Source organism: Chachezhania antarctica (genome assembly GCF_003646465.1).
GTDB classification, from domain to species: domain Bacteria; phylum Pseudomonadota; class Alphaproteobacteria; order Rhodobacterales; family Rhodobacteraceae; genus Chachezhania; species Chachezhania antarctica.
In genome coordinates this window covers 165,583-187,911 of the sequence record NZ_QZEX01000005.1, presented here as the reverse complement: position 1 = coordinate 187,911, position 22,329 = coordinate 165,583, and the positions used below count along the sequence as shown (strand labels likewise).

25 protein-coding genes and 1 tRNA gene are annotated in these 22,329 nt (G+C 66.6%); 14 read left to right on the top strand and 12 right to left on the bottom strand.

Annotation, left to right across the window (positions count from 1 at the left end):
• Position 1: 1 nt before the first annotated feature.
• Entirely contained in the window at positions 2-1,075 is a 1,074-nt protein-coding gene (locus D4754_RS11805; RefSeq protein WP_121063753.1) for a protein-glutamate methylesterase/protein-glutamine glutaminase, read from the top strand.
• Between the two features lie 3 nt (positions 1,076-1,078).
• On the opposite strand, the gene yidD is transcribed toward D4754_RS11805, so the two are convergent.
• The 3 genes from yidD to rpmH all read right to left on the bottom strand — a co-directional run bounded on the left by yidD (position 1,079) and on the right by rpmH (position 1,970).
• Positions 1,079-1,312 (bottom strand): membrane protein insertion efficiency factor YidD, encoded by a 234-nt coding sequence (gene yidD, locus D4754_RS11800; RefSeq protein WP_121063751.1) that lies wholly within the window; start codon positions 1,310-1,312, stop codon positions 1,079-1,081.
• Between the two features lie 40 nt (positions 1,313-1,352).
• Positions 1,353-1,748: a ribonuclease P protein component gene (gene rnpA / locus D4754_RS11795; RefSeq protein ID WP_121063749.1), complete on the bottom strand. Its 396-nt coding sequence runs from the start codon at positions 1,746-1,748 to the stop codon at positions 1,353-1,355.
• Between the two features lie 87 nt (positions 1,749-1,835).
• Positions 1,836-1,970: a 50S ribosomal protein L34 gene (rpmH, locus tag D4754_RS11790; RefSeq protein WP_121063747.1), complete on the bottom strand. Its 135-nt coding sequence runs from the start codon at positions 1,968-1,970 to the stop codon at positions 1,836-1,838.
• A 307-nt stretch (positions 1,971-2,277) separates the two neighbouring features.
• Between rpmH and D4754_RS11785 the strand changes: the two genes are divergently transcribed.
• From D4754_RS11785 to D4754_RS11770, 4 genes are all read left to right on the top strand, one after another.
• Positions 2,278-3,006 carry a TVP38/TMEM64 family protein gene (locus tag D4754_RS11785; RefSeq protein ID WP_121064087.1) on the top strand — a complete coding sequence of 243 codons (729 nt, stop codon included), beginning with the start codon at positions 2,278-2,280 and terminating at the stop codon, positions 3,004-3,006.
• A gap of 3 nt (positions 3,007-3,009) precedes the next feature.
• Entirely contained in the window at positions 3,010-4,431 is a 1,422-nt protein-coding gene (locus D4754_RS11780; RefSeq protein WP_121063745.1) for a dihydrolipoyl dehydrogenase family protein, read from the top strand.
• Between the two features lie 16 nt (positions 4,432-4,447).
• Entirely contained in the window at positions 4,448-5,833 is a 1,386-nt protein-coding gene (locus tag D4754_RS11775; RefSeq protein ID WP_121063743.1) for a sensor histidine kinase, read from the top strand.
• A gap of 77 nt (positions 5,834-5,910) precedes the next feature.
• A tRNA-Arg gene (locus D4754_RS11770) sits at positions 5,911-5,987 on the top strand.
• A 196-nt stretch (positions 5,988-6,183) separates the two neighbouring features.
• Here the strand turns inward: D4754_RS11770 and D4754_RS11765 are convergent.
• The 3 genes from D4754_RS11765 to D4754_RS11755 form a co-directional block, all read right to left on the bottom strand.
• Complete coding sequence (locus tag D4754_RS11765) at positions 6,184-7,332, bottom strand: HPP family protein (RefSeq protein WP_240453856.1); 1,149 nt, start codon at positions 7,330-7,332, stop codon at positions 6,184-6,186.
• A gap of 464 nt (positions 7,333-7,796) precedes the next feature.
• A complete protein-coding gene (locus D4754_RS11760; RefSeq protein ID WP_205589620.1) occupies positions 7,797-9,401 on the bottom strand; it encodes an OpgD/OpgG family glucan biosynthesis protein in 1,605 nt (534 codons plus the stop codon).
• Between the two features lie 208 nt (positions 9,402-9,609).
• Positions 9,610-9,981, bottom strand: coding sequence for a VOC family protein (locus D4754_RS11755; protein WP_121063741.1), 372 nt, complete (start codon positions 9,979-9,981; stop codon positions 9,610-9,612).
• A gap of 40 nt (positions 9,982-10,021) precedes the next feature.
• Here D4754_RS11755 and D4754_RS11750 point away from each other — a divergent pair, with 40 nt between their 5' ends.
• Together D4754_RS11750 and D4754_RS11745 are read left to right on the top strand one after the other, a co-directional pair.
• The gene (locus D4754_RS11750) at positions 10,022-10,561 is read left to right on the top strand and encodes a winged helix-turn-helix transcriptional regulator (RefSeq protein ID WP_121063739.1); all 540 of its coding nucleotides are present in this window, start codon (positions 10,022-10,024) and stop codon (positions 10,559-10,561) included.
• Positions 10,562-10,660: 99 nt separating this feature from the next.
• The gene (locus tag D4754_RS11745) at positions 10,661-11,146 is read left to right on the top strand and encodes a PRC-barrel domain-containing protein (protein WP_121063737.1); all 486 of its coding nucleotides are present in this window, start codon (positions 10,661-10,663) and stop codon (positions 11,144-11,146) included.
• A gap of 237 nt (positions 11,147-11,383) precedes the next feature.
• Here D4754_RS11745 and D4754_RS24380 read toward each other — a convergent pair whose 3' ends face one another.
• Positions 11,384-11,539 carry a hypothetical protein gene (locus tag D4754_RS24380; RefSeq protein WP_240453855.1) on the bottom strand — a complete coding sequence of 52 codons (156 nt, stop codon included), beginning with the start codon at positions 11,537-11,539 and terminating at the stop codon, positions 11,384-11,386.
• On the opposite strand from D4754_RS24380, the gene infC reads away from it, so the two are divergent.
• Positions 11,480-12,028: a translation initiation factor IF-3 gene (infC, locus tag D4754_RS11740; RefSeq protein WP_338031149.1), complete on the top strand. Its 549-nt coding sequence runs from the start codon at positions 11,480-11,482 to the stop codon at positions 12,026-12,028. The genes D4754_RS24380 and infC overlap by 60 nt on opposite strands.
• Positions 12,029-12,318: 290 nt before the next feature.
• Here the strand turns inward: infC and D4754_RS11735 are convergent, their stop codons facing one another.
• From D4754_RS11735 to D4754_RS11720, 4 genes are read right to left on the bottom strand one after another with little or no spacing between them, the layout of a single operon-like run.
• Positions 12,319-13,104: a heme ABC transporter ATP-binding protein gene (locus D4754_RS11735; protein ID WP_121063735.1), complete on the bottom strand. Its 786-nt coding sequence runs from the start codon at positions 13,102-13,104 to the stop codon at positions 12,319-12,321.
• Positions 13,101-14,159: a FecCD family ABC transporter permease gene (locus D4754_RS11730; protein WP_121063733.1), complete on the bottom strand. Its 1,059-nt coding sequence runs from the start codon at positions 14,157-14,159 to the stop codon at positions 13,101-13,103. The genes D4754_RS11735 and D4754_RS11730 overlap by 4 nt, the downstream gene beginning before the upstream one ends.
• 8 nt (positions 14,160-14,167) lie before the next feature.
• Positions 14,168-15,049, bottom strand: a complete 882-nt coding sequence (locus tag D4754_RS11725; protein ID WP_121063731.1) for a heme/hemin ABC transporter substrate-binding protein — start codon at positions 15,047-15,049, stop codon at positions 14,168-14,170.
• A complete protein-coding gene (locus D4754_RS11720; protein WP_121063729.1) occupies positions 15,049-16,113 on the bottom strand; it encodes a hemin-degrading factor in 1,065 nt (354 codons plus the stop codon). The genes D4754_RS11725 and D4754_RS11720 overlap by 1 nt, the downstream gene beginning before the upstream one ends.
• Before the next feature lie 266 nt (positions 16,114-16,379).
• On the opposite strand from D4754_RS11720, the gene D4754_RS11715 reads away from it, so the two are divergent.
• Genes D4754_RS11715 through D4754_RS11690 form a run of 6 tightly spaced genes read left to right on the top strand, consistent with a single transcriptional unit; the run spans position 16,380 to position 21,461 of the window.
• On the top strand, positions 16,380-18,410 hold the full coding sequence (locus D4754_RS11715) for a TonB-dependent receptor plug domain-containing protein (protein ID WP_338031147.1): 2,031 nt from the start codon (positions 16,380-16,382) through the stop codon (positions 18,408-18,410).
• 45 nt (positions 18,411-18,455) lie between these two features.
• Positions 18,456-18,914 (top strand): hypothetical protein, encoded by a 459-nt coding sequence (locus D4754_RS11710; protein WP_240453854.1) that lies wholly within the window; start codon positions 18,456-18,458, stop codon positions 18,912-18,914.
• Entirely contained in the window at positions 18,911-19,573 is a 663-nt protein-coding gene (locus tag D4754_RS11705) for a MotA/TolQ/ExbB proton channel family protein (protein WP_121063725.1), read from the top strand. The genes D4754_RS11710 and D4754_RS11705 overlap by 4 nt, the downstream gene beginning before the upstream one ends.
• The gene (locus tag D4754_RS11700) at positions 19,563-19,958 is read left to right on the top strand and encodes an ExbD/TolR family protein (protein WP_121063723.1); all 396 of its coding nucleotides are present in this window, start codon (positions 19,563-19,565) and stop codon (positions 19,956-19,958) included. Before D4754_RS11705 ends, D4754_RS11700 begins: the two co-directional genes overlap by 11 nt.
• A gap of 1 nt (position 19,959) precedes the next feature.
• A complete protein-coding gene (locus tag D4754_RS11695; protein ID WP_121063722.1) occupies positions 19,960-20,352 on the top strand; it encodes an ExbD/TolR family protein in 393 nt (130 codons plus the stop codon).
• A complete protein-coding gene (locus tag D4754_RS11690; RefSeq protein ID WP_121063720.1) occupies positions 20,349-21,461 on the top strand; it encodes a TonB family protein in 1,113 nt (370 codons plus the stop codon). Before D4754_RS11695 ends, D4754_RS11690 begins: the two co-directional genes overlap by 4 nt.
• Before the next feature lie 62 nt (positions 21,462-21,523).
• Here D4754_RS11690 and D4754_RS11685 read toward each other — a convergent pair whose 3' ends face one another.
• The gene (locus D4754_RS11685) at positions 21,524-22,312 is read right to left on the bottom strand and encodes an FAD binding domain-containing protein (RefSeq protein ID WP_121063718.1); all 789 of its coding nucleotides are present in this window, start codon (positions 22,310-22,312) and stop codon (positions 21,524-21,526) included.
• Positions 22,313-22,329 lie beyond the last annotated feature (17 nt).

The following is a 22,329-nucleotide window of genomic DNA, read 5'->3' as shown; positions in this document are numbered from 1 at the left end:
GATGCTGCGGCCAAGAAAGCCATACAAGGTGCTTGTCGTCGACGACAGCGCGGTCGTGCGCCAGGCGATGCAGAAGATCCTGGATGCCGATCCCGATCTGCAGGTGATCGCCGTCGCCGCCGATCCGTACGTCGCGGCGGAAAAGATCCGCAAGCAGGTGCCAGATGTCATCACGCTGGATGTCGAGATGCCGCGCATGGACGGGATCACCTTCCTGCGCCGGCTGATGGCACAGCGGCCGGTGCCGGTGGTGATGTGTTCATCGCTGGTGTCGCCCAATTCCGAAACCCTCAGCCTCGCGCTCGAGGCCGGTGCGGTCGATATCGTCTGCAAGCCCGAACTGGGGGTGAAGGATTTCTTCGAAGACGCCTGCACCGTGATCCGCGATGCGGTGAAGGCCGCGGCGCAGGCGCGCCTTTCGGTCCGGCCCCGCGCGCTGATCGAAAAGAAGCTGACCGCGGACGCGGTGCTGGCCGCGCCCGGTCCCCGCGCGATGGCACGCACCACGGAAAAGGTGGTGGCCATAGGTGCGTCGACCGGGGGCACCGAAGCCCTGCGCTTGGTCCTGGAACGCCTGCCCCAGAACTGCCCGCCCATCGTCATCGTCCAGCACATGCCGGAGGCGTTCACCTCTGCCTTCGCGCAACGGCTCGACTCGCTCTGCGCCGTCACGGTGAAGGAAGCGAAAAGCGGCGACAGGATGCTGCGGGGGCAGGTGCTGATCGCGCCCGGCAACAAGCATTGCGTGCTGACACGGTCCGGCGCGTCCTATGGTGTCGACGTGATCGAAGGCCCGCTGGTGTCGCGTCACAGGCCGTCGGTCGATGTGCTGTTCCGGTCGGTCGCGCGGGTGGCGGGAAAGAACGCCGTGGGCGTGATCATGACCGGCATGGGCGACGATGGTGCCCGCGGCCTGCTGGAGATGCGCGAAAGCGGCGCGCGCACCGTGGGGCAGGACGAAGAGTCCTCTGTCGTCTACGGCATGCCGAAAGAGGCGTTCAAGAGGGGGGGCGTGGAAGAGCAGATGGCGCTGGACCGCATCCCCGAGGCTGTCATGCGCCTGTCGGCCGGCTAGGGGTCAATCAGATTTGGGGCCGGGCACGGGATCGTAGCCCGATTGTCCCCACGGGTGGCAGCGTCCGATGCGCCGCGCCGCCAGCCACGTGCCCCGCAGGGCGCCGTGCTGTTCCAGCGCGTTCAACGCGTATTCCGAACAGGTGGGCTGAAACCGGCAGTGATGCCCGACCCAGGGCGACAGGATCAGGCGATAGGCGCGGACGGGCAGCGCGATCACTTTGGCGAAGGGCGACATGGGGCACAGATAGGCGACGGCGCGCCGTTCGGGAAGGGGCTTAGCGGTGCAGCCGGGCCAGCGCCTGCCGCAGATCGTCCAGCAGTTCGGGCCACGGCCGGTCGGCGGTCGCGTCGCGGCGGCCGATCAGGACGTAATCCCACCCGTCCCGGCCAAGTTCCGGCAATACATGGCGCGCGGCCTCGCGCAGGCGCCGCTTGGCACGGTTGCGCCTGACGGCATTGCCGACCTTCTTGGAACAGGTAAAGCCAACGCGGATGCCCGGGGCGTCGGCCTCGGCCGGCGGGCGCTGGCGGGCCTGCACGATCATCGACGGCGTGGCGTGGCGTTTCGCACGCGATGCGCGCACGAAATCCGCCCGGCGCCGCAGCACCGAGAGGGACGTGTTTTCTTGCGCGGCATTCAGCGCAGTATCTTGCGCAGTATCTGGCATCATGTCCGGGTCATGCATGGCGCGATCACCAGATGGGGCCAGCCCAGAAGCGGCCGCGCACATGCCCGGATTGGCCGGACAGGCCAGCTATCAGGCGCTCAGAACCTTGCGGCCGCGCGCGCGACGGGCGTTCAGGATCTTGCGGCCGGCCTTGGTGGCCATGCGCGAGCGGAAGCCGTGGCGCCGTTTGCGCACCAGGTTCGAAGGCTGGAAAGTACGTTTCATGTCGGGTCTCCGAAATCGCGATCCCGGTGGATCCGGGTGAGGTGTCTTTCTTTTTGTCCCGTCACCATCAGGGCGCCTGAAACGGATCACGCGCGACTCTGTCGGTTGAGACAAGATTGAAGCCAGCCCTTTACGGACAATTCCGGGCCAAGTCAAACCCGAGTTGCGGGAAATCGGGGTGTTCAGGGTCGGGCCGGGTCACGTGGGGTCAGGCGGCATCAACCCCGTGCAAGGGGGCTGGCCCCTTGCCGTGCTGCAGGCGCACTCTATCGTTAACGTTTCCCTGCAGCAGACGGAAACCGAATCCATGCGCGACACGACCCAAGGCACACCCCGGTATCTGCGGGTGCTGCCGCTTGTGGCTCTGGCCATCGTGGCGGTGGTCGCCGGCTACATGTTCCGCGATCTGCTGACGTTCGAGACCCTGCGCGACAACCGCGAGGCGCTGCTGGCCTTCCGCGATGCGCATTATGCCGTGCTGCTGGCGGGCTTCATCGCCGTCTACGTGGCCATCGTCGCCCTGTCCCTGCCGGGTGCGGCGGTGACATCGGTCACCGGCGGGTTCCTGTTCGGGCTGGTCGTGGGCACCGCCGCCAATGCCGTATCGGCCACCATCGGCGCCTCGCTTTTGTTCCTTGCCGTCCGCTGGGGGATCGGGGAGGCGCTGACAAAGAAAATCGAGACCTCGGAAGGCCGGATCAAGACCATCCGCACCGCCCTGGTCGACAACGAGATCAGCGTGCTGTTGCTCCTGCGCCTGCTGCCGGTGGTTCCGTTCTTCGTGGCGAACCTGCTGCCCGCGCTGGTGGGCGTGCGGTTCCGAAACTTCGTCTGGACGACGGCGCTTGGCATCCTGCCGGGCTGTGCCGTCTTCACCTCGATCGGCGTGGGCCTGGGCGGCGTCTTCGACAGGGGACAGGCGCCGGACCTGTCGATCCTGTGGTCGCCCCAGATCCTTGGCCCCATCCTCGGGCTCGCGGCCCTGTCGGCCCTGCCCATCCTCATCCGCGGGATCCGCGGCAAGAAGGAGATCTGAGCCATGGCCAGCCTCTCGTGCGATATCCTTGTCATCGGTGCCGGATCCGGCGGGCTGTCGGTCGCCTCGGGCGCCAGCCAGATGGGCGCCGACGTGATCCTGCTGGAAGCCGGAGAGATGGGCGGCGATTGCCTGAACGCCGGCTGCGTGCCGTCGAAGTCGCTGATCGCCGCCGCCGCCGCCGCGCAGGCCCAACGTACCAGTGCCCCCTTCGGCGTCACGGCCAGTGAACCGGTCGTCGATTACGCCGCCGTGCAGGCCCATGTGGCCGACGTGATCGCCACCATCGCGCCCGTCGACAGCCAGGAGCGGTTCGAAGGGCTGGGCGTCAGGGTGATCCGCGACTGGGGTCGCTTCGTCTCGAAGTCGCAGGTCGAGGTCGGCGGCGACACCATCACCGCCCGCCGGATCGTGGTGGCCACGGGCTCCACCCCCGTCGTGCCGCCCATCGAAGGCCTGAAGGACGTGCCGTACCTCACCAGCGACACGCTGTGGGGGCTGCGCACCCTGCCGGATCACCTGCTGATCCTGGGCGGCGGGCCCATCGGCATGGAAATGGCGCAGGCCCACGCGCGGCTGGGCGCGAAGGTGACGGTGGTCGATGCCGGCCCCGCGCTGAACCGCGAAGACCCGGAGGCCGCGGCCCTTGTCCTGCAGGCCGTCAAAGCCGATGGCGTGACGATCCGGGACAACACGGGCGTGAAGAAGATCACCGGCACCGAAGGCCGGATTGAAATGGAAATCGGCGACAACGGCGAAACCCTGACCGGCAGTCACATTCTTGTCGCAACGGGCCGTCGCGCAGCGGTGGAGCGGCTGAACCTCGACGCCGCGGGGATCGAGACCGAGAACGACGCGATCAAGGTCGATGACCGCCTGCGCACCACCAACCGCCGGGTCTATGCCATCGGCGACGTCGCGGGGCAGGGGGCGTTCACCCATCTGGCGGGCTATCACGCGGGCGTGGTGATCCGCAGCATCGTGTTCGGCCTGCCCGCGAAGGTCCGCACCGATCACATCCCCCGCGCCACCTACACCGACCCCGAACTGGCCCAGATCGGCCTGACGGAAGCCGAGGCAAGGGACCGCTACGGCGACAAGGTGGACATCGCCCGGTTCGATCTGTCCCACAACGACCGCGCCATCGCGCAGCGCCGCACCACGGGCTTCATCAAGGCCATGGTCCACAAGGGCCGGCCCGTGGGGGCCACGATTGTGTGCGCGGAAGCCGGCGAACATGCCAATTTCTGGGCGCTGGCACTGGCGAACAAGTTGAAAATGAGCCAGATATCCGCCACTGTTTCCCCCTATCCGACGGCGGGGGAGATCGGAAAACGCGTGGCGGGGGCGTATTTCTCGCCGCGGCTCTTCGAAAGCCGCACCGTGAAGACCGTTGTCGGGCTGGTCCAGAGATGGCTGCCCTGACAGACCCGAGGGCTGCATGCTGAACACCCTGTCCGGCCGATTTCTGGTTCTGACGACCGTCTTTGTCGTGCTGGCCGAGATCATGATATTCGTCCCCTCGATCTCGCGCTTTCGGGAAGATTACCTGCTGGCGCGTCTGGAACGCGCGCAGATCGCCTCGCTCGCGCTTCTGGCCGACGACATGCTGTCGACCGAACTGGAAGCGGAACTCCTGGCCAATGCCGAGGTCTTCAACGTCGTCCTGCGCCGGGACGAGATGCGCCAGCTTGTCCTGTCCTCGCCCATCCCCGAACCCATCGCGGGCACCTATGACCTGCGCGATGCCGGGCCCTTCACGTTGATGCGCGATGCGCTGGTGCGGTTCTTCACGCCCGGCAACCGCATCATCCGCGTGATCGGCGCGCCGGTGCGCGAGGCGGGGCTGCTGATCGAGATCACGATGGAAACCGCGCCCCTGCGCGCGGGCATGCTGGATTACGGCCTGCGCATCCTGGGCCTCTCGGCCGTGATCTCGATCTTCACGGCGATCCTCCTGTTCACGGCGGTGCAGATCCTACTCGTCCGCCCGATCCGGTCGCTGGTCGATTACATGCAGCGTTACGCGGCCTCTCCCGAAGACGTGCGGGGCATCATCACGCCCCGGTCCCGCGTCCGCGAACTGCGCGAGGCCGAGGACGCGCTGTCCACGCTCCAGACCGAACTCACCCAGGCGTTGCGCCAGAAGGAACGGCTGGCCCAGCTGGGGCAGGCGGTGGCCAAGATCAGCCACGACCTGCGCAACATCCTGACCAGCACGCAGCTGTTCACCGACCGCATCGAATCGAGCGAGGACCCGCTCGTCCGCCGCATGGCGCCCAAGATCGTGAACTCGGTCTCGCGCGCGGTGTCGCTCTGCGAAAGCACGCTGGCCTTCGGCCGGGCCGAGGAACCTTCGCCGCGTCTGTCGATGGTCCGGCTGGCCGATGTCGTGACCGATGTCTTCGACAGCGAGGTCCGCGCGGTCGAGACGGGCTGCATCACCATCCGTCAGGACGTGCCCGCAACGCTGATGCTGCGCGCCGATCCCGAACAGCTGTTCCGCGTGCTTCTGAACCTTGTCCGCAACGCCCGACAGGCGATCGAGGCCAGCGGCAAGACCGGAGAGATCAGCATCACCGCCCGTGAGGACGACAGCGCCTGGCAGATCGTCATCGCCGACGGCGGCCCGGGCCTGCCGCAGAAGGCGCAGACGCATCTCTTCACGCCGTTCCAGGGCGGCGCGCGCAAGGGCGGATCGGGCCTGGGCCTTGCCATCGCCGCCGAACTGGTCCGCGGCCACGGCGGCACGCTGACGCTGCAATCGACAGGCGTCCAGGGCACCACCTTCGTGATCCGCCTGCCCAAGGGCGACGGCGCGCTGTGACGCGACGAGAGGCGGAAAGGTTTCTGGAATTTTCCGGTTGCAATGCCCGGAACCGACAGCTACATCGCGGCCTCAGTGGACCGATAGCTCAGCTGGATAGAGTACTTGACTACGAATCAAGGGGTCGGGGGTTCGAATCCTCCTCGGTCCGCCACTACCCCCTTTGGGAACGTCAGATCGCTTTGACCGTCAGGTCATCTTTCTGATCCGGAACGAAAAACCGGGCCCGCGCGCAGGGACCGTCGGCACGTGACGTGCTGACGGATCAACGCCGTGGAGCTGGGCTCGGGCTGTGTGCCCCTGCTGTCATGTCCCGGTTTCCCGACCGTTCAATCCCGACCCGCGACCGATCAACGGCTGGCCCGGGCCGCGCTGCGCGCCAGGGCGGCAATCAGGTCCGTGCGGGTGACGATGCCGACAAGCTTGCCGTATTCGACGACGGGAACCGCATCCGTATCGCCATCGGCCATCATGGGCAGCAGGGCGCCGATGGGCGTGTTGGTGGTCGCCCTGGGGCCCGCGACACTCATGATGTCCCCGGCCTTCACAGGTTTTTCCCGCTCTCGATCCAGCAACCGCCGCAAGGCGGCGGCGAAGCCGCGATCAAGGCGCAAGGCATCGGAACGGGCCTGGTTGATGAGGTGGATCTGGAAGATCACGCCAAGGAACGTCGTGTCGGCCTCCACCACGGGAAGGGAGGCGAAGCGGTGCCGCCGGAACAGGTCGGCTATCTCTCCGAGCGCCGTGTCGGGGCCTGCCGTCACAAGATTGCCGGACATGATGTCCCGGGCCGTCAGCGGTCCGGAGGATTGTGCCGCCGCCTGCAGCTCCGCGGCGCCGATCAGCCGGGCCAGATCCTCGACCCCGAGGTTGAAGGACTGGCTGTAACGTTCAAGGATAACGGTCAGCTCTTCCTCGGACAGCCCGAGCCGTTCGGTCGGGTTGCGATCTTCTGTCCCGTGCCTGTTCGGATCGTCGAACTGCCGGAATGGATAGTGGCGACCGGTCAGGTGCGCGTAGATCGTGGCCAGCACCACAAGCGCCGTGGTGCCCACCGCGATCGGCGCCAGTGCAAACCAGAACCCCAGATGCGCGATCGCGTCGGGGGACATGGCCGCCGTCATCGCGACGGCGCCTGCGGGGGGATGGACGGCACGGCACAGGATGGTTGCCGTGATCGCAAGGCCCACGGCCAATGCGATCCGCAAGACGGGATCAGGCACGATCAGGCAGACGGCGACGCCCACGATGGCCGCGACCGTGTTCCCGACGATGGCCGACCAGGGTTGCGCCAGCGGGCTGTTCGGAACGGCGAACAACAGGACCGAAGACGCGCCGAACGGTGCAACGAGGTAAAGACCAAGCTCCGCGTCGACCAGGGGCGACAGCAGGAACAGCCCCGTCAGGCCAAGGCCGATCACCGCGCCCAGTCCCGCACGGATGGCTTCCATGCCCGAAACGCGGGCAACCGCGGGGCCAAGTGATTTCAGAATATGCAAATCGTTCCATCCAGACGCGTGCGCACAAGATTTCAGCAGTTTGTGGAAAGTTCAAGCCGCTTGCCTGTTGGAAGCTCTCTCCCGGACCTTCCGCGCCGTGGCACCACCTCCACCATCCACCGCCAAGGTTCGCACCCCGCCGATCACCGCCGCACCGTCCGGTAGGGTGCGTGGTCCCCACGCACCATCCACCGCCAAGGTTCCCACCACGTCGATCACCGCCGCACCGTCCGGTAGGGTGCGTGGTCCCCACGCACCATCCATCGCCAAGGTTCCCGCCACGCCGATCACCGCCATACCGCCATCCAACGCCAAGGTTCCCGCCACGCCGATCACCGCCGCACCGCCCGGTAGGGTGCGTGGTCCCCACGCACCGCATCCCGTCACCCTCGGGAACTCCGATGGCCCGCGGTCTTTCACCGACAGCACCTCCGGACCCTGCGTCGCGGTATGTCCCCGGCAGCTCAGGCGCGCTTGTCGAGCAGGCTGCGCAATTGCGACGGGAAGAGCTGCATCAGCCATGTCTCCGTCCGCGCCTCGCCATCGACCTCCACGTACATGCGCAGGTCGATGGGGGCGTCATCGTCGGCCGCGAGCATCGAGACGTCCAGGTCGAACATCGCCCGCCAGTAATCCTCGCCCACCACGGGGTAGGCGGCAAGGTTGCCGATGTCCCCGCGCGAGGCTGAAACGATCGGCCGGATCGCCGGGTCGCGGCCACGGTCTTCGAATCCCATCCCGTCGAAATCGCAGACGATCTTGACCACGCCCTCCGGCCGGGGCTGGCCGGGGATACCGCCGGCGCCGATCCGCGTGGCGATGAAGCGCGCGGCATTGGCGGGGACGGGGCAATCGTCGAACCATGTCAGCCGGTAGCCGAAGCTGTATTCGCGGCCATGTTCCGCGGGGCCCGCGGGCGTCCACATCGCGACGATGTTGTCGTGGATCTCGTCATCCGTCGACAGTTCCACCAGCGTGACCGCCCCGTCGCCCCAGTCGTCGAACGGCTCCACCCAGGCCGAGGCGCGCTTTTCGTAGAACACGCCATCGTCCTGGTATTCGTCGAAATCCCGTTCGCGCTGCATCAGGCCAAAGCCCTTCACGCCCGGCGCCTGAAAGCTGTTGGCCATCGTCCGCGGCGGGTTGTTCAGCGGCCGCCAGATGCGTTCGCCCGCGCCGGTGTGGATCTCCAGCCCGTCGCTGTCGTGCACTTCCGGCCGCCAGTCGGGGGAGAGATGTGCGTTGGGCTTGCCGAACCAGTACATGGAGGTCAGCGGCGCAAGGCCCAGTCGATCCACATCGCCGCGCAGGAACACGTGCGCCTCGACCCGCTGGTCCACGCCACGCGCGGCCTGTGTCGACGTGATCCTGTAGGCGCCCGTCGCGCGCGGGCCTTCCAGCAGCGCATAGGCCGTCAGGTCGCCGCCCTTGCCCTGTTCCAGCCAGAAGCGCGTGAAGCGGGGGAATTCCTCCGGCCCGTCCGGTATCGCGGTATCCAGCGCCAGCCCGCGCACCGAAAGCCCGAATTGCCCGGAATAGCCCGAGGTCCGCCAGTACGAGGCACCAAGGAACGCCATCCAGTCGTCGCCGCCCGGTTCGTCCTGCACGCGGAAGCCGGCAAAACCGGTGGTGCCGGTCAGCTGCCGGGCCGGGTTGCCTTCGGGGATGTCGAAGTAATCGGTATTGAACCGCACCGCGCGCGCCATGCCGTCCGTGACGGTGTAGAAATGCACGGGCTCGGGGAAGTACTTCCCCGGAAAGAAGAATTGCACGGGCGACGCGCCGGAGGTGTTCCACAGCGCGCGGTCCTTGCGAAAGGCGATCTGGTTGTGGCGGTCATAGTCGATCTGGTCGACGATCCCGGCCTGCGGGATGGGTTCGGGCGCGTGGGGCTTGCCCGACAACGCCAGCGCCATCTCGCGCAGCCGCTCGAAGGAGAAGACCTCCGGCGGGCCAAGCGCCCCGGTATCCGCGGCCTGTGCGCGGGCGATGTCGGGAAGAAGGAAGAACGCCCCGGCCCCCAGGGCCGTGGTCAGCATGTCGCGGCGGGTCGGTCGCAGGTCCATCATGTCATCTCATACGTCGTTTCGGCGCGGGGCCAAACTTGGGCGAGATGCCACGAAGCACAATTCCCGCCTGGAGCGAACGGCAGGAGAGCGCCGAGGAACGCGCACCGGTTTGCGGATCCTGGCCGATGGGGCAGGGGTGCGACCGGAAAACAGGACGTTGCGGGTGCGGACGGGCTGGAACCTGCCGATCCGGGCGCCCGTTTCGGCGTCAGCCCGTCAGGTCCTGCGCCAGCATCAGCGCGTTGTTGTCGGGGTCGTAGAAGGTGGCGGTGCTGACCATGCCCTCGATGGTTTCGGTCGGCCCGTCGAACCGGACGCCTGCGGCCTCCAGCGCCGTGCGGGCCGTGTCGATGTCGGCCACGCCGAAGACGGGGACGGAATTGCCCGGCGCGGGCTCCGCCTGTTCGCCAAGGCCGAGGGTCACGACGTCTGTCTTCGTCTGCAACTCGCTCCAGCCCGCGTCGTCGGCGTGGTAGAGCAGGTCGAAGCCCAGCATCTTTTCGTACCATTCCGCGCTGGCGTGACGGTCGCGTACTGACAGGGCAAGGGTGATCGTGGTCTGAAGGTCGGCAACGGGCATCCGGGTTCCCTTTCGACGTCAAATATATATACTATACTTTATGGACATAGACCAACTTGTCAATATCACGTCGCGGGCATGGTCGCTCCCGATCCTCGCCAGCCTTGGCGCCGGGACCCCGGGGCGGCAGGCGCCGCTGCTGGCCGCGACGGGCGCCAACCGCACCGCCTTCGCGCAGAGCATGGCGCATCTCGTGGCACTTGGCTTGGTGGAGCGGACCCCCGGTCACGGTCACCCCCTGCGGCCCGAATTCCGGCTGACGGCCGCGGGCGCGGGGGTGGCGGTGATGGCCCAGCGCATCCTTTCGGTGGGGGAAGGCGCCGAGCTTCTGCGACGGACGTGGACCGTCCCGGTTCTGGCGGTCTGCCAGCGACCCCGGCATTTCAGCCAAATCAAGCGCGACCTTGGGCCGATTACCGACCGCGCGCTGTCGGGCGCACTGAAGCAGCTTCATGGCCACCGATGGCTTCAGCGCGAAACGGACACGGAACAATATCCGCCCCGCCCGCTGTACCGCGCCGCGAACGCGGGCGTGGAGATCGCCCACGCGGCCTATCTGGCCAGTGCCTACGCGCGCTGAGCGCAGCGGGGCGGCGACCCAACAAATGTTGCCCGGTTTTTCGGAACAATGCCCGGGGGCGCTGGTTGAATCCCCAGACAAGGAAAAGGAGATTTCATTATGAAACGCGCAATCAGCTCTACCCTCGCCCTGGCCATCGCAGCAGGCACCGCGGGCATGGCCGCGGCCGAAATGCACGGCGACGGCCACAGCATGGGCGCCAACAGCGGCATCGTCGATGCACAATCGATCGACCGCTTCATCCGGGCAGAAAACATTATCGGTGCCGAGATCTATACGCTCGAAACCGATTTCGACGAGAACGTCTGGAACGAGACCCCGTATTACGAAGAGGTCGAACAGGAATGGGAAAGCGTCGGCGAGGTCAAGGATATCGTCCTGTCGCGTGACGGCAGGATCGTCGGCCTGATCGCCGAAGTGGGCGGCTGGCTCGACATCGGCGATTCGGACGTCGTGCTCGACATGTCGGACGTCAAGATGGTCGGCGGCAGCGCCGACACGATGTGGAACGATCTGGCGCTTGTGACTCCGCTGACGGAAGAGCAGCTGGAGCAGAAGACCGAGATCAACGACAGCTGGTGGTAAGATCCATCCCGCACCGGCCCGCTTGAAGCGGGCCGGTGCGCCTTGTCAGCATGTCCGGGCCCTGGTGCCCGGCCATGTTGTCAGCACCTGACGAACAGACTATGGCAGCATCGCTCCGCCGAAACGGGCAAGAATGCCCTGTGCGGGGACCGCAAGCCGCGGGATGCATCGCGCATCCCTGACCTGCGGGGCCGAATTCACCTTGAAAGATTGGCCATTTGACGTTATTTTGCTGCTTCAATTGTTGGCAACGACCAAAGGAACAAAGCGATAGCCCGCAGACCACATAATGCGCCCCCGCCGCGCGACAACGGCCCCCGCGTAAACGGAAAGATCCGTGCACCCGAAATCCGCCTGATCGGCGCCGATGGCGAAAACGTCGGTGTCGTGCATCCCGCCCGCGCGATGGAGATGGCAGAGGAGGCCGGGCTCGACCTTGTCGAGATCTCGCCCAACGCCGCACCGCCCGTATGCAAGATCATGGACTTCGGCAAGTTCAAGTATGAACAGCAGAAGCGGGAGAGCGAGGCACGCAAGAAGCAGAAGATCATCGAGGTCAAGGAGGTCAAGTTCCGTCCGAACACCGACGTCCACGATTACGATGTGAAGATGCGCAACGTGTACAAGTTCCTGGAAAACGGCGACAAGGTGAAGGTCACCCTGCGCTTCCGCGGCCGCGAGATGGCCCACCAGAACCTTGGCCGCGAGCTGCTGGAACGTGTCGCCGACGACGTCAAGGAACTTGGCAAGATCGAGAACATGCCAAAGATGGAAGGCCGTCAGATGGTCATGATGATCGGCCCGGTTCCGCAGAAGACAGCCGCGAAGCCTACCGCGTCGGCAGAAGCATCGGCAGAGGAATCGTCGGCTCAGGCGTCCTGATCCAACGGATTTTCGTGAAGTATTGGAACGCAGTAGGGGGAACCTTGCTGCGTTTTTTCGTTCTGGAAGGTCGTGGAACAGGCCTGTTACGGCCGTAGGGTGCGTGCTTTGCACGCACCGCTCCGCGGAACCTGTGGCAGAGGAGGCATGGTGCGTGGGGACCACGCACCCTACGGCGGTTTTCTCACCACCAGGAACGCAAAGCCCCCCGGAGCGCACAGCGATCCGGTTCGCGCCCGACCTGTCCCGATGGCCGGCGCGAAACTGCCGTGGGGCGGTAACTGGCGTCCCTACATCGCCAGCGGGCTGGATTGCGGCAGCAGGAACGGCACAGTCCCCGCCGGCATCAGCCCGGGGCGGAGGGGGCAATTGTAGACGTCCGACAGGATCTCTTCCGTCATCACCTCGCACGGCGCGCCCATGGCGGCGACACGGCCGTCTTTCAGCACCACCACCTTGTCGGCCATGATCGCGGTCAGGTTCAGATCGTGCATCACCGCGATCACGCCACCGCCCCGCGCGGCGAAGGTGCGGACGGTATTGATCACCGTGAACTGGTGCCCGGGATCGAGGCTGGAGACGGGCTCATCAAGGAACAGCCAGCGGGGGATGCCGTCCGCGACAGGCTCCCACACCTGCGCCAGAACGCGGGCCAGTTGGACGCGCTGCTGCTCTCCGCCCGAGAGGTCGGGGTAGGGTCGGTCGGCCAGATCGACCGTGCCCACCGCCTCCAGCGCCTGCAGGATAAGGCCGTCGCGCCCAGCCGAAAGCCCGGCGCGGAGGCCCAGGCGGACGACCTCGGTAACCGTGAAGGGAAACGCCATGCGCACGGCTTGCGGCAGCACGGCGCGAAGGCCGGCGAGTTCGCCAACCGGGATCGACTGCAGGGCGCGGCCGTTCAGGGTGATCGTGCCGTGGGCCTTCAGCTCTCCGGTCAGGGCGCGCAGGAAGGTTGTCTTGCCGGAGCCGTTGGGCCCGACGATGGCGGTGACCTGTCCCGGCGCCGCGACAAGGTCGATGCCCTTCAGCGTGTCGCGCTGGCCAAGGCGGACGGTGATGTCATGGGCTTCGATCATTCAAGGCCAACCAATCCGCGACGGCGGAGCAGGATCCACAGGAAGACGGGCGCGCCCAGAACCGCCGTGACGATGCCGATGGGCAGTTCGGCAGGCGCCACGACGGTGCGGCTGATCATATCGGCGGCGATCAGCAGGATCGCGCCCAGAAGCGCCGCGTTGGGCAAGAGCGGCGTATGATCGGGGCCAGTGGCGAGGCGCAGAAGATGCGGCACCACGATGCCCACGAAGCCGATCCCGCCCGCGACGGCGACGGCCAGCCCGGTGGCGGCGGCGACCCAGAGGATCGCGAGCGTTTTGGTGCGCTGCACCTCTACGCCCATATGCATGGCCGCGGCTTCGCCGAGCGCGATGCCGTTAAGGCCGTGGGAGAGGAGCGGGCTGGCGGTGAGGGCGAGGGCTACGATGGGAAGGGCCGCGAGAACCCGGCTCCACGTTGCGCCGGCGAGCGAGCCCATGCTCCAGAAGGTGAGATCACGCAGTTGCGCGTCGGAGGCGCGAAAGACCAGCAGGCCGGAGATGGCAGCGGCCAGCGCGGCCAGCGCGATGCCGGCCAAGAGCATGGTAGCAACGGATGTGCGCCCGTCGCGGGTGGCCACGCGGTAGAGAAGGAGGGTGGAGATCCACGCGCCGAAGAAGGCCGCCAGCGCCACAAGCCAGCCGCTGGTGACGGCGAGGACACCGGCGGGCAGGAGGCTGCCCAGAACGATGGCGGAGATGGCACCCAGCGAGCCACCGGCGGTGACGCCCACGATGCCGGGGTCGGCCAGCGGGTTGCGGAAAAGGCCCTGAAGGATCGCGCCGGAGACGGCGAGACCCGCGCCCACGAGCATGCCCATGAAAAGCCGCGGCATGCGGATATTGACCATGACGACGCGTTCGACAGCGCTCAGCTCTTCCCCGCGCCAAAGCTTGCCCAGCACGGTGAAGACGGACGCCTCGGACGCGCCCCATGCGAGGCTGGCGATGCTCACGGCCAGCAGGGCCACGACCAGCCAGCCTGTCATGGCCCAGGCCCGGCCGCGACGATCGCGCGGCCGGGGGAGATCGGACATGACGGCTGTCACGACCCGGCGCCCAGGGCTGTGGAAAGCTCGCGGACCGCGTCGGGCGTGCGGGGGCCAAAGCCCAGGAGCAGGATGCCCGACATGCGGACGACACTGCCGGTTTCAGCCGCGGGAGAGGTCGCAAGCTGGGGCAGGGCGAAGAGCTCTTCGTTGCTGGCCGAATGATCGCCGCCGCGGTCCATCATCAGGATCACGTCGGGAGCGGCTTTCTGCACCGCTTCGGGCGACAGGGGCTTGTAGCCCTGGAAGCCCGACACGGCGTTCTGACCGCCCGCCATGCGGATGATCGCCTCGGCCGCGGTATCGTCACCGCCCGACATCAGCCGCCCGTCCTGCGCGCTGAGAACGAAGAGGACCTTCTTGCGCGTCGCACCGTCTGCCGGGGCCGCGGCCTTGATGGCGGCGGCGAGGTCGGCTTCGGTCTTCTGCGCCAGCGCCGCGCCCTTCTCCGGCACGCCAAGCGCGTCGCCGACAAGGCGGATCTTGCGGGCGATGCTTTCGGGGGTGCCGTCGCCTGTCACCTCGACATAGCGCACGCCGGCCTGCTTCAGCACGTCGATGGCCTGCGGCGGGCCGGCCTCGTCCGAGGCGATGATCAGGTCGGGGGCGATGGACAGCACGCCTTCGGGCGAGAGCGCGCGGACATAGCCGATATTGGCCACGTCATTCACCGCAGGCGGGTAGGTCGAGGTGCTGTCGCGCCCGACAAGGCGGTCTTCCTGCCCCAACGCATAGACGATTTCGGTGATGGCGCTGCCGGCCGTCACCACGCGCGCGGCCGGGTCATCGGCGCGGACGGCGTGGGCGGCCAGAAGTGCGGCCAGCCCCAGCGCCATGCCGATCTGGAGACGGCCGATCAGGGAAACACGGGTCGCCATCACGCCACCTCGGCCGGGGCCATGTCGGGCAGGGCGTCGACGATCTTCCACCAGTCCGGGCGCCAGTCCTGCGCGTCCGACTTGCGGCCGAAGATCTGGAACACGATCCCACCTTCCGCGTCGAAGCCTTCGACAGAGATCGCCGGCCCCCGCTTCGTGGGTTTGTTCACGGCCCAGAGCTCGACCACCTTGCCGTGCATCAGGTGCAGGTTGAAACCGGGGTCGAGCACGTTCTGGAACGGGCCCATTTCCTTCAGGGTGTGGATCGGGCCGCCGTGGATTTCGATGCAGCCATGGTTGCCGACGAATATCATGACCTCGATCCCCGCGTCGCGGATCGCTTCCAGCGCGGGCGTGATACAAGCCGGATCCAGCTGGCGCACATGGGGGGCGCCGGCGATGTGATAGGCCCCCAGCCGGTTCATCCGCAGCTTCGAGGTAAGCCGCATAAACTGGTGCGTGTCGGTCATCCGCAGCCATTCGGCGCGCAGTTCCTCCACCTTGGCCGGATTGCTTTTGGGGGGCGAGGGCGGGGTGCGCGGTTCGCAATCGATCCACGAGTCCGCCTGGCCCGTTGCCAGGTCGGCCACGATCTTCTGCCAGTGATCAAGGTTCGATCCGTCGCGCAGGAACACCTTGTGAACGGCGGTGCCGGCGGCATCGAACACCTGGATCGACCGGCGGACGCCGTCCTTGACCTCCCGCTCGACCGCCATGGCGTGCACCCAGTGGCTGGGGAAGAACCGCATGTCGAGTTCCGGCGTCAGCACCATCGCGGCGTGTTCGCCGGAATGGTACTTGTCGAAGATGCCATCCTTTTCGATGACGCAGCTGTCGTTGCGGGTCAGCGCCATGACCTGTCCCAGACCGGTCAGCTGGGGGATGATCCGGTCGGGATGCGCCGCGATCCGCGTGACGCCATTGCCCATGTCCGACGCCAGCAGCTGGGCTTCGCTAAGCCCCAGGCTTGCCGCCAGTTCGCGGTCCCGCAGGTTGGGAGATTGCGCGCGCGCCGCCCGGATATCTTCCGGGGTCAGGCGGTCCGCCTTCGTGGTCTCTGTCATCTGAGCCTCTGAGCTTGTAGGTCGATTGTGCTGGCGGGAGCAGCGCGGGCAGGGGGACCTGTCTTCGAAGCTCTGGCTGAAGCTGGCCCGCGTATTCTGCAGGCGCAGCTTTATAGTTGACTGTTTTAATCAGCTTTAGTAGCCAGCACAAGTCATTCGAAGCAATCCTTTGGAATGCATCCGCAAATGACACTTACGACCACATAGACCGCGCCAGCACCTGCCAGCCCGATCGGTCCCGACCGACCTACAAAGGGCCAGCCCCCGTGACCAGAGCATCTATTCGACCAATCGGCATCACCTCGATTTCCATCCTTGCGCTGATGGCTGCAAGCCCGGCCGTGGCGCAGGAGGGCGACCTGCCGGGAGAGTTCCTTGGAACCATCCTGCTGGGGCAGAGCAAACGCGAGATCCTGACCGACACGGCTGTGCCGGAAACCATTATCAACGAAGAAGAAATTCAGGACCGGCAGGCCGGCACGGTGGCCGAGCTGATCGATTCGGTGCCCGGCGTGTCGCTTGTGAACGGCGCGTCGCCTTCGGGGTCGGGGATTTCGATCCGGGGGTATGGCGCGAATTCGGTCTACGGGACCGACAACAAGGTGCTGATCCAGATCGACGGCGCGGATTCCACCGGCGAGGAGATCTACCGCATCGGCAACCAGCTGTTCACGGATCCGATGCTGTACAAACAGGTGAACGTGATCCGCGGCACGGTGGGCACGTTCGAATACGGCTCGGGCATTATTGGCGGCGTGGTGCAGCTGGAAACCAAGGATGCATCGGACTTCACGGGCGGCGAAATCGGCTTCCGCCTGAACCAGACCTTCGAGGGCTATTCCAACGGCAACGGCTTCGTCACCTCGACCATCGGCGCGTGGCAGCCGACCGAGGATCTGGAATTCCTGTTCAACTACACCTACCGCAACCAGAGCGACATGACCGATGGCGCGGGCGATACGATCCCCGGCAGCAGCGCGGATCTGCCGTCGTGGCTGGCGAAGGGCAAGTACACCTTCGGGCAGGACAGGGACCAGAGCCTGACGCTGGTTCTGAACAACACCGAGACGCAAGAGCTCGATGTGCCGTACGACACGTTCTACACCGTCGATTTCGGCAACGTGAACCGCACCGTCAAGAAGCAGATGACCGGCCTGCGCTATCGCTACAGCCCCATCGGGAACGACCTTGTCGATCTGGATGTGAACCTGACCTATACCGACGAACAGATCGACAGCAGCTATGTCTGGGGATCGTATCCGGGCAATCCGCAGTTCATCCGCGATCTTCTGGACGCGGATTCGCATTACCGCACCACCCGGCTGGTGGCCAAGAACACATCGTATTTCAGCACCGGCGCGGTATCGCACCAGCTGCGCGCAGGGGTGGAGCTGAGCAACACCAAGCGTAACGATTTCCGTGCAGGCCCGGGCGGCACCGACCAGCGCTTCGCGGTGTTCGCGGTGGACGAGATGCAGATCGGCAACCTGACGCTGACACCGGCCGTGCGCTATGAATACCAGAACCTGAAGGGCACCGATGTCGTGGCCCCGGGCCATACCGATCCCTATAATGGCCAATACACCAATTCCGGCCCGATGGGCGGGATCTCGGCCTTCTACCAGTTCAACAACGGGTTCGCCGTGTTCGGCAGCGCGGCCTATACCCAAGGGTTGCCGCCGATCGACGATCTGGACAACCCGGAATACGCCGACACCGCCGAGCAATCCCGCACCTACGAGGCAGGGTTTTCCTACACCGGCGGCGATATCTTTGGCGATGGCGACGCGGTCCGGTTCAAGGTGAACGCGTACCAGACGCTGCTGTGGGATATCTCGACCTATACCACCAGCACCGTCTTCGATCTGGCCGAGGTGCAGACCGAAGGGGTGGAGATCGAGGGCAGCTACGTGCTGGCCAACGGGTTCTACACCGATCTGAACATCAACGTCCCCAACGGCACCGAATACGATGAACGCGGCAACGAAACGCCGTGGCGCGGCCGGGCGCCGCAATCGGCGCGGCTGACGTTGGGCAAGCGCATCGGCGACACGTGGGATCTGAGCTGGGAGCTGGTGGGCGCCAAGGGCCTGACCGACCGCTACGACGACCGCACGCCGGGCTTCGGCATCTCCAACGTGCGTGCCACGTGGAAGCCGCAAGACGGCGGCCTGCTGGAGGGCACGCAGGTGCGTTTTGGCGTCGAAAACCTGTTCGACCGCGACTTCCGGACGGCACTGTCCACGCTGAACGCGCCGGGCCGCAATGTGAAGCTGACCGTTTCGAAACTGTTCTGACCCCCGCAAGCCAAGGTGCTAGCCAAGAAAGAGGATCGACATTCCATGACCCGAGTTGAACCGAAAGCCCCGCGCCGTGGGGCGCGGGTGGCCGTCTGGGCGGCCGCGTTCGCCGCACTGGCCCTGCCTGCCGCCGCCCAGGATGCCGAGAATGCCGGCATCTCGCTGGAGCTGAGCTCGGCGCAGGATCGCAACGGGTCGTGCCTGCTGAGCTTTCTGGCCCAGAACGGCCACGGCAAAGATGCCGACAGCGTGGTCTACGAGGTCGTCCTGTTCGACGGCGCGGGGGCGGTCAGCCAGCTGACGCTTCTGGATTTCGAAACCCTGCCCGCAAGCCGCCCCCGCGTGCGCCAGTTCGCGTTTCCGGGGAAGGCGTGTTCGGACATCTCGCGCATCCTGATAAACGGGGCGGAGACCTGCACCGGTGAAGGCCTGGGCGACGGCGCCTGCACCGATACGCTGGACCTGAAAAGCCGCGTTGAAACGACGGAGCTGATCGGATGAACCCCGTATCGATCGTAACCAACGCGTTGACGGGCCTCTATGATCTGGGCGGTCCGGTCGTCATGGTGCTGTTCGTCGTGTCGATCCTGACGCTGGCGGTGGTGCTGTACAAACTGTGGCAGTTCCGCGCCGCGGGCGTGGGCCGTCACGTGCACCTGAAAGCCGCGGTCGAGGCATGGGATGCGGGCGATTATCCGCGCGCCCAGTCGCTGGCCGAGGCTTCGCGCGGGTATCTTGGCCCGGTCGTCGAACAGGCGATGGGGCAGGCGCGGGGCGGGGCCACCGCATCCGACCGTGCCGATGCCGAGGCCGAGGCGCGGTTTTCCAAGCTGGAAGGCGGCCTTGGCCTTCTGGATATCGTCGCGCAACTGGCGCCGCTTCTCGGCCTTTTCGGCACCGTTCTGGGCATGATCGACGCCTTCCGCGCGCTGCAAAGTGCGGGCAACTCCGTCGATCCGTCGCAGCTTGCCGGCGGGATCTGGGTGGCGCTTCTGACCACTGCCGCAGGCCTGCTGGTGGCCATGCCCACATCGCTGCTGCTCACGTGGCTCGATGCCCGTCTGCGCCGCGACCGGGTTCTGGCGAACCGCCTGTTGCGCACCGTCTTCGCGCCCGTGACCTCCCGGCCGGTCGAGGCGGAGCTGCGCCATGTTGGCTGAGACCGGACGGCGTCGGCGGGGGCGCGTGTCGGTGACATCGCTCATCGACGTGATCTTCCTGCTGCTCTTGTTCTTCATGCTGACGTCGACCTTTTCGCGCTTTTCCGAACTGGAGCTTTCCGCCACCGGCGGCGGGGCCGCGGCCACGGCCGGGGAGGTCACGACCGTCTTCCTGTCGCTGTCGCCCGACCAGCTGCTGGTCAACGGCACGCCCACCGAACTGGACGCGCTCGACGCGGCGATCCAGGCGCTGGCGACCGACGGCACCACCCGCGTGCTGATCAGCCCGGGGAAGGTCACCGATGCCCAACGCCTTGTCGATCTGCTGGCGGTCCTGAAACCGCTGGCGGGCCGTCAGGGCCTGTCGATTACCGTATTGGGGTAAGATGCAAGTCCAGCCACGCAAACGCTCCGGAGGAGAGCCGACCATCGCGTTGATCAACGTGGTCTTCCTGATGCTCGTCTTCTTCATGATCGCCGGAACGCTGTCGCCGCCACTCGACCCGGACGTCACGCTTGTGAACACCGCCGATCTGGAAAACAGGCCGCCGCCCGATGCGCTGGTGATCCGCGCCGACGGGACGATGAACTACCGGGGCGAGACCGTGACCGACGCGGCGGCGTTCCTTGAAAGCCGCGAAGGCGAGGATCGCGAGATCGTCCGCCTTGTGCCCGACCGCGCGCTTCCGGCGGCCGATCTGGTGGCCGTGGGCCGCGCCCTGCAGGCCGCCGGCGCGAAACGCGTGCTGATCGTGTCCGAAAAGGAGGTGGGCCAATGATCCCGCGTTCCTTCCTTGTGGCCGGCGTGGCCGGTGTCGCGGCCCTTGGCCTGCATTTGGGCGGCGTGACGGCGGGCCTTGTGCCCGAGCCTGCGCAGACCGAAGGCGGGACCGTCGCGACGGCCGATCTGGGCAGCGCCTTCGAGGACCTGACACAAGGCACGCAGACCCCCGAGAAGGCCGAAACGCTGACCGCTCTCGACGTGACCGAGGCGCCGGAGAAGCCGGAGGCAGACCCTGTCGAGCAGGCCGAGCCCGAGACGATGGAAAAGCCCGAGGCCGAGACGGCGGAGACGCCCGAGGCCGAAGACAGTCCCGAGACGGCAGAGCCTGTCGAGACAGAGAAAGCGGAGGCTGAACCGGCCGAGAAGGTCGCGGCCGATACCGTGACGGCTGCCCCGGCCGAGGAAGCGACGATGGCCGAAGGCGGCACGGCGGTGTTGCAGCAGACGGCCGAGCCGGATGCCGAGACCGCCGCCGTGTCCGCGGGCGCCGCCGAACCGGCGGAGAAGGTGGAGGCCGCGAAGCCCGAGGCGATGAAACCCGAAACGGTGACGCCCGAGCCGGTGAAGCCCACCGTGATGGCCGCCGTGCCGCCGGAAGAGGTTGTTCAGCCCGTGCCCGAACTGCGCGAGATGGGGCCGACCGACAAGCCCACGCTGCGGCCGCAGGCGCGGCCCGAGCCCAAACCGGAACAGGTGGCCCAGCCCAAAGCCGCGCCGAAGCCCAAGGCAGCGCCGCAGGGCAACAGCACGAAGAACGCGAGCAAGGGCTCCAGCAGCGACCGGAAGACGGATACCGGGGCACAGGGGGCAACGGCGCAGGCGAAGGCCGGGTCCACCGGCAATGCAGCGGCGGCGAACTATCCGGGGCAGGTGATGCGCAAGATCATGCGCGCGAAACGCGGCCGGTTGAATGCCCGGGGTGCGGCGAGGGTATCGTTCCGGATCGCGTCCAACGGCGCGCTGCAGAGCGTGAGCCTGTCACGCAGCAGCGGGTCGAGCCAGCTGGACCAGGTGGCGGTCCAGCAGATCCGTCGCGCGGCGCCGTTCCCGCCGCCGCCCGCTGGTGCGCAGCGGACGTTCTCCGTCCAGATCAAGGGGCAGTAGGGCTGGTGTGTGCAAGCGGCCGTCCTCAGGGGCGGCCGCACTGCGACGTGCAGGGGTGCGACTTACAGCAGGGCTTCGACGGCCCGCTTGGTCATCACCTGCACCAGGTGCGCGCGATAGTCCTTGGAGCCGTGGATGTCGCCGATCATGCCGCCGGGCTCGACCGACAAGCCCTTCACCGCGCCTGCGCCGAAATCGGCGTCGAGCGCTGCTTCGGCCTCGCTCCAGCGGAACACGCCTTCTTCCGACGCGCCGGTGACGGCAACGCGCACGCCATCGGCGTATTTCGCAAGATAAACGGCCACAAGCGGGAAGCGCGAGGCAGGCTGGATGAACTTCTGGTAGGTCGCGGCCTGCGGGATCGGGAAACGGACCGCCGTGACGATCTCGCCCTCTTCCAGCGCGGTCGTGAACATGCCCTGGAAGAAATCGTCCGCCGCGATCTCGCGGTCGTTGGTGACGATGGTGGCGCCAGAGCCGAGCGCTCCCGCCGGATAGCAGGCCGACGGATCGTTGTTCGCGATCGAGCCGCCGATGGTCCCGCGGTTGCGGACCGCCGGATCGCCGATCCGCGCGGCGAGCGAGGCCAGCGCGGGGTAGCTCTGCGCCACCTCACGGGCCACCGTGCTGTGGGTCGTGGCGGCGCCGATGGTCAGCGTGTCGCCGTCCTGCGTGATGCCGTGCAGTTCCGGGATCGCGGCGAGCGACACCAACGTCGACGGCATCGCAAGACGCTGTTTCAGCGTCGGGATCAGCGTCTGCCCCCCGGCCAGCGGCTGGGCGTCTTCCTCTTTCAGCGCGGCGATGGCATCGGCCACGCTGCCGGCTTTCACGAAATCGAAATTATACATTTCTCATTCTCCTGGCA

Bases quoted from the DNA above. Each gene is read 5' to 3' on its own strand.
- D4754_RS11730 (WP_121063733.1), bottom strand. From the start codon at position 14,159: ATGTCCGATCTCCCCCGGCCGCGCGATCGTCGCGGCCGGGCCTGGGCC.
- yidD (WP_121063751.1), bottom strand. From the start codon at position 1,312: ATGTCGCCCTTCGCCAAAGTGATCGCGCTGCCCGTCCGCGCCTATCGC.
- D4754_RS11755 (WP_121063741.1), bottom strand. From the start codon at position 9,981: ATGCCCGTTGCCGACCTTCAGACCACGATCACCCTTGCCCTGTCAGTA.
- D4754_RS11745 (WP_121063737.1), top strand. From the start codon at position 10,661: ATGAAACGCGCAATCAGCTCTACCCTCGCCCTGGCCATCGCAGCAGGC.
- D4754_RS11785 (WP_121064087.1), top strand. From the start codon at position 2,278: ATGCGCGACACGACCCAAGGCACACCCCGGTATCTGCGGGTGCTGCCG.
- rpmH (WP_121063747.1), bottom strand. From the start codon at position 1,970: ATGAAACGTACTTTCCAGCCTTCGAACCTGGTGCGCAAACGGCGCCAC.
- D4754_RS11750 (WP_121063739.1), top strand. From the start codon at position 10,022: ATGGACATAGACCAACTTGTCAATATCACGTCGCGGGCATGGTCGCTC.
- D4754_RS11705 (WP_121063725.1), top strand. From the start codon at position 18,911: ATGAACCCCGTATCGATCGTAACCAACGCGTTGACGGGCCTCTATGAT.
- D4754_RS11695 (WP_121063722.1), top strand. From the start codon at position 19,960: ATGCAAGTCCAGCCACGCAAACGCTCCGGAGGAGAGCCGACCATCGCG.
- D4754_RS11720 (WP_121063729.1), bottom strand. From the start codon at position 16,113: ATGACAGAGACCACGAAGGCGGACCGCCTGACCCCGGAAGATATCCGG.
- D4754_RS11710 (WP_240453854.1), top strand. From the start codon at position 18,456: ATGACCCGAGTTGAACCGAAAGCCCCGCGCCGTGGGGCGCGGGTGGCC.
- D4754_RS11685 (WP_121063718.1), bottom strand. From the start codon at position 22,312: ATGTATAATTTCGATTTCGTGAAAGCCGGCAGCGTGGCCGATGCCATC.
- D4754_RS24380 (WP_240453855.1), bottom strand. From the start codon at position 11,539: ATGCACGACACCGACGTTTTCGCCATCGGCGCCGATCAGGCGGATTTC.
- rnpA (WP_121063749.1), bottom strand. From the start codon at position 1,748: ATGATGCCAGATACTGCGCAAGATACTGCGCTGAATGCCGCGCAAGAA.
- D4754_RS11700 (WP_121063723.1), top strand. From the start codon at position 19,563: ATGTTGGCTGAGACCGGACGGCGTCGGCGGGGGCGCGTGTCGGTGACA.
- D4754_RS11725 (WP_121063731.1), bottom strand. From the start codon at position 15,049: ATGGCGACCCGTGTTTCCCTGATCGGCCGTCTCCAGATCGGCATGGCG.
- D4754_RS11775 (WP_121063743.1), top strand. From the start codon at position 4,448: ATGCTGAACACCCTGTCCGGCCGATTTCTGGTTCTGACGACCGTCTTT.
- D4754_RS11690 (WP_121063720.1), top strand. From the start codon at position 20,349: ATGATCCCGCGTTCCTTCCTTGTGGCCGGCGTGGCCGGTGTCGCGGCC.
- D4754_RS11760 (WP_205589620.1), bottom strand. From the start codon at position 9,401: ATGATGGACCTGCGACCGACCCGCCGCGACATGCTGACCACGGCCCTG.
- D4754_RS11735 (WP_121063735.1), bottom strand. From the start codon at position 13,104: ATGATCGAAGCCCATGACATCACCGTCCGCCTTGGCCAGCGCGACACG.
- D4754_RS11805 (WP_121063753.1), top strand. From the start codon at position 2: ATGCTGCGGCCAAGAAAGCCATACAAGGTGCTTGTCGTCGACGACAGC.
- D4754_RS11780 (WP_121063745.1), top strand. From the start codon at position 3,010: ATGGCCAGCCTCTCGTGCGATATCCTTGTCATCGGTGCCGGATCCGGC.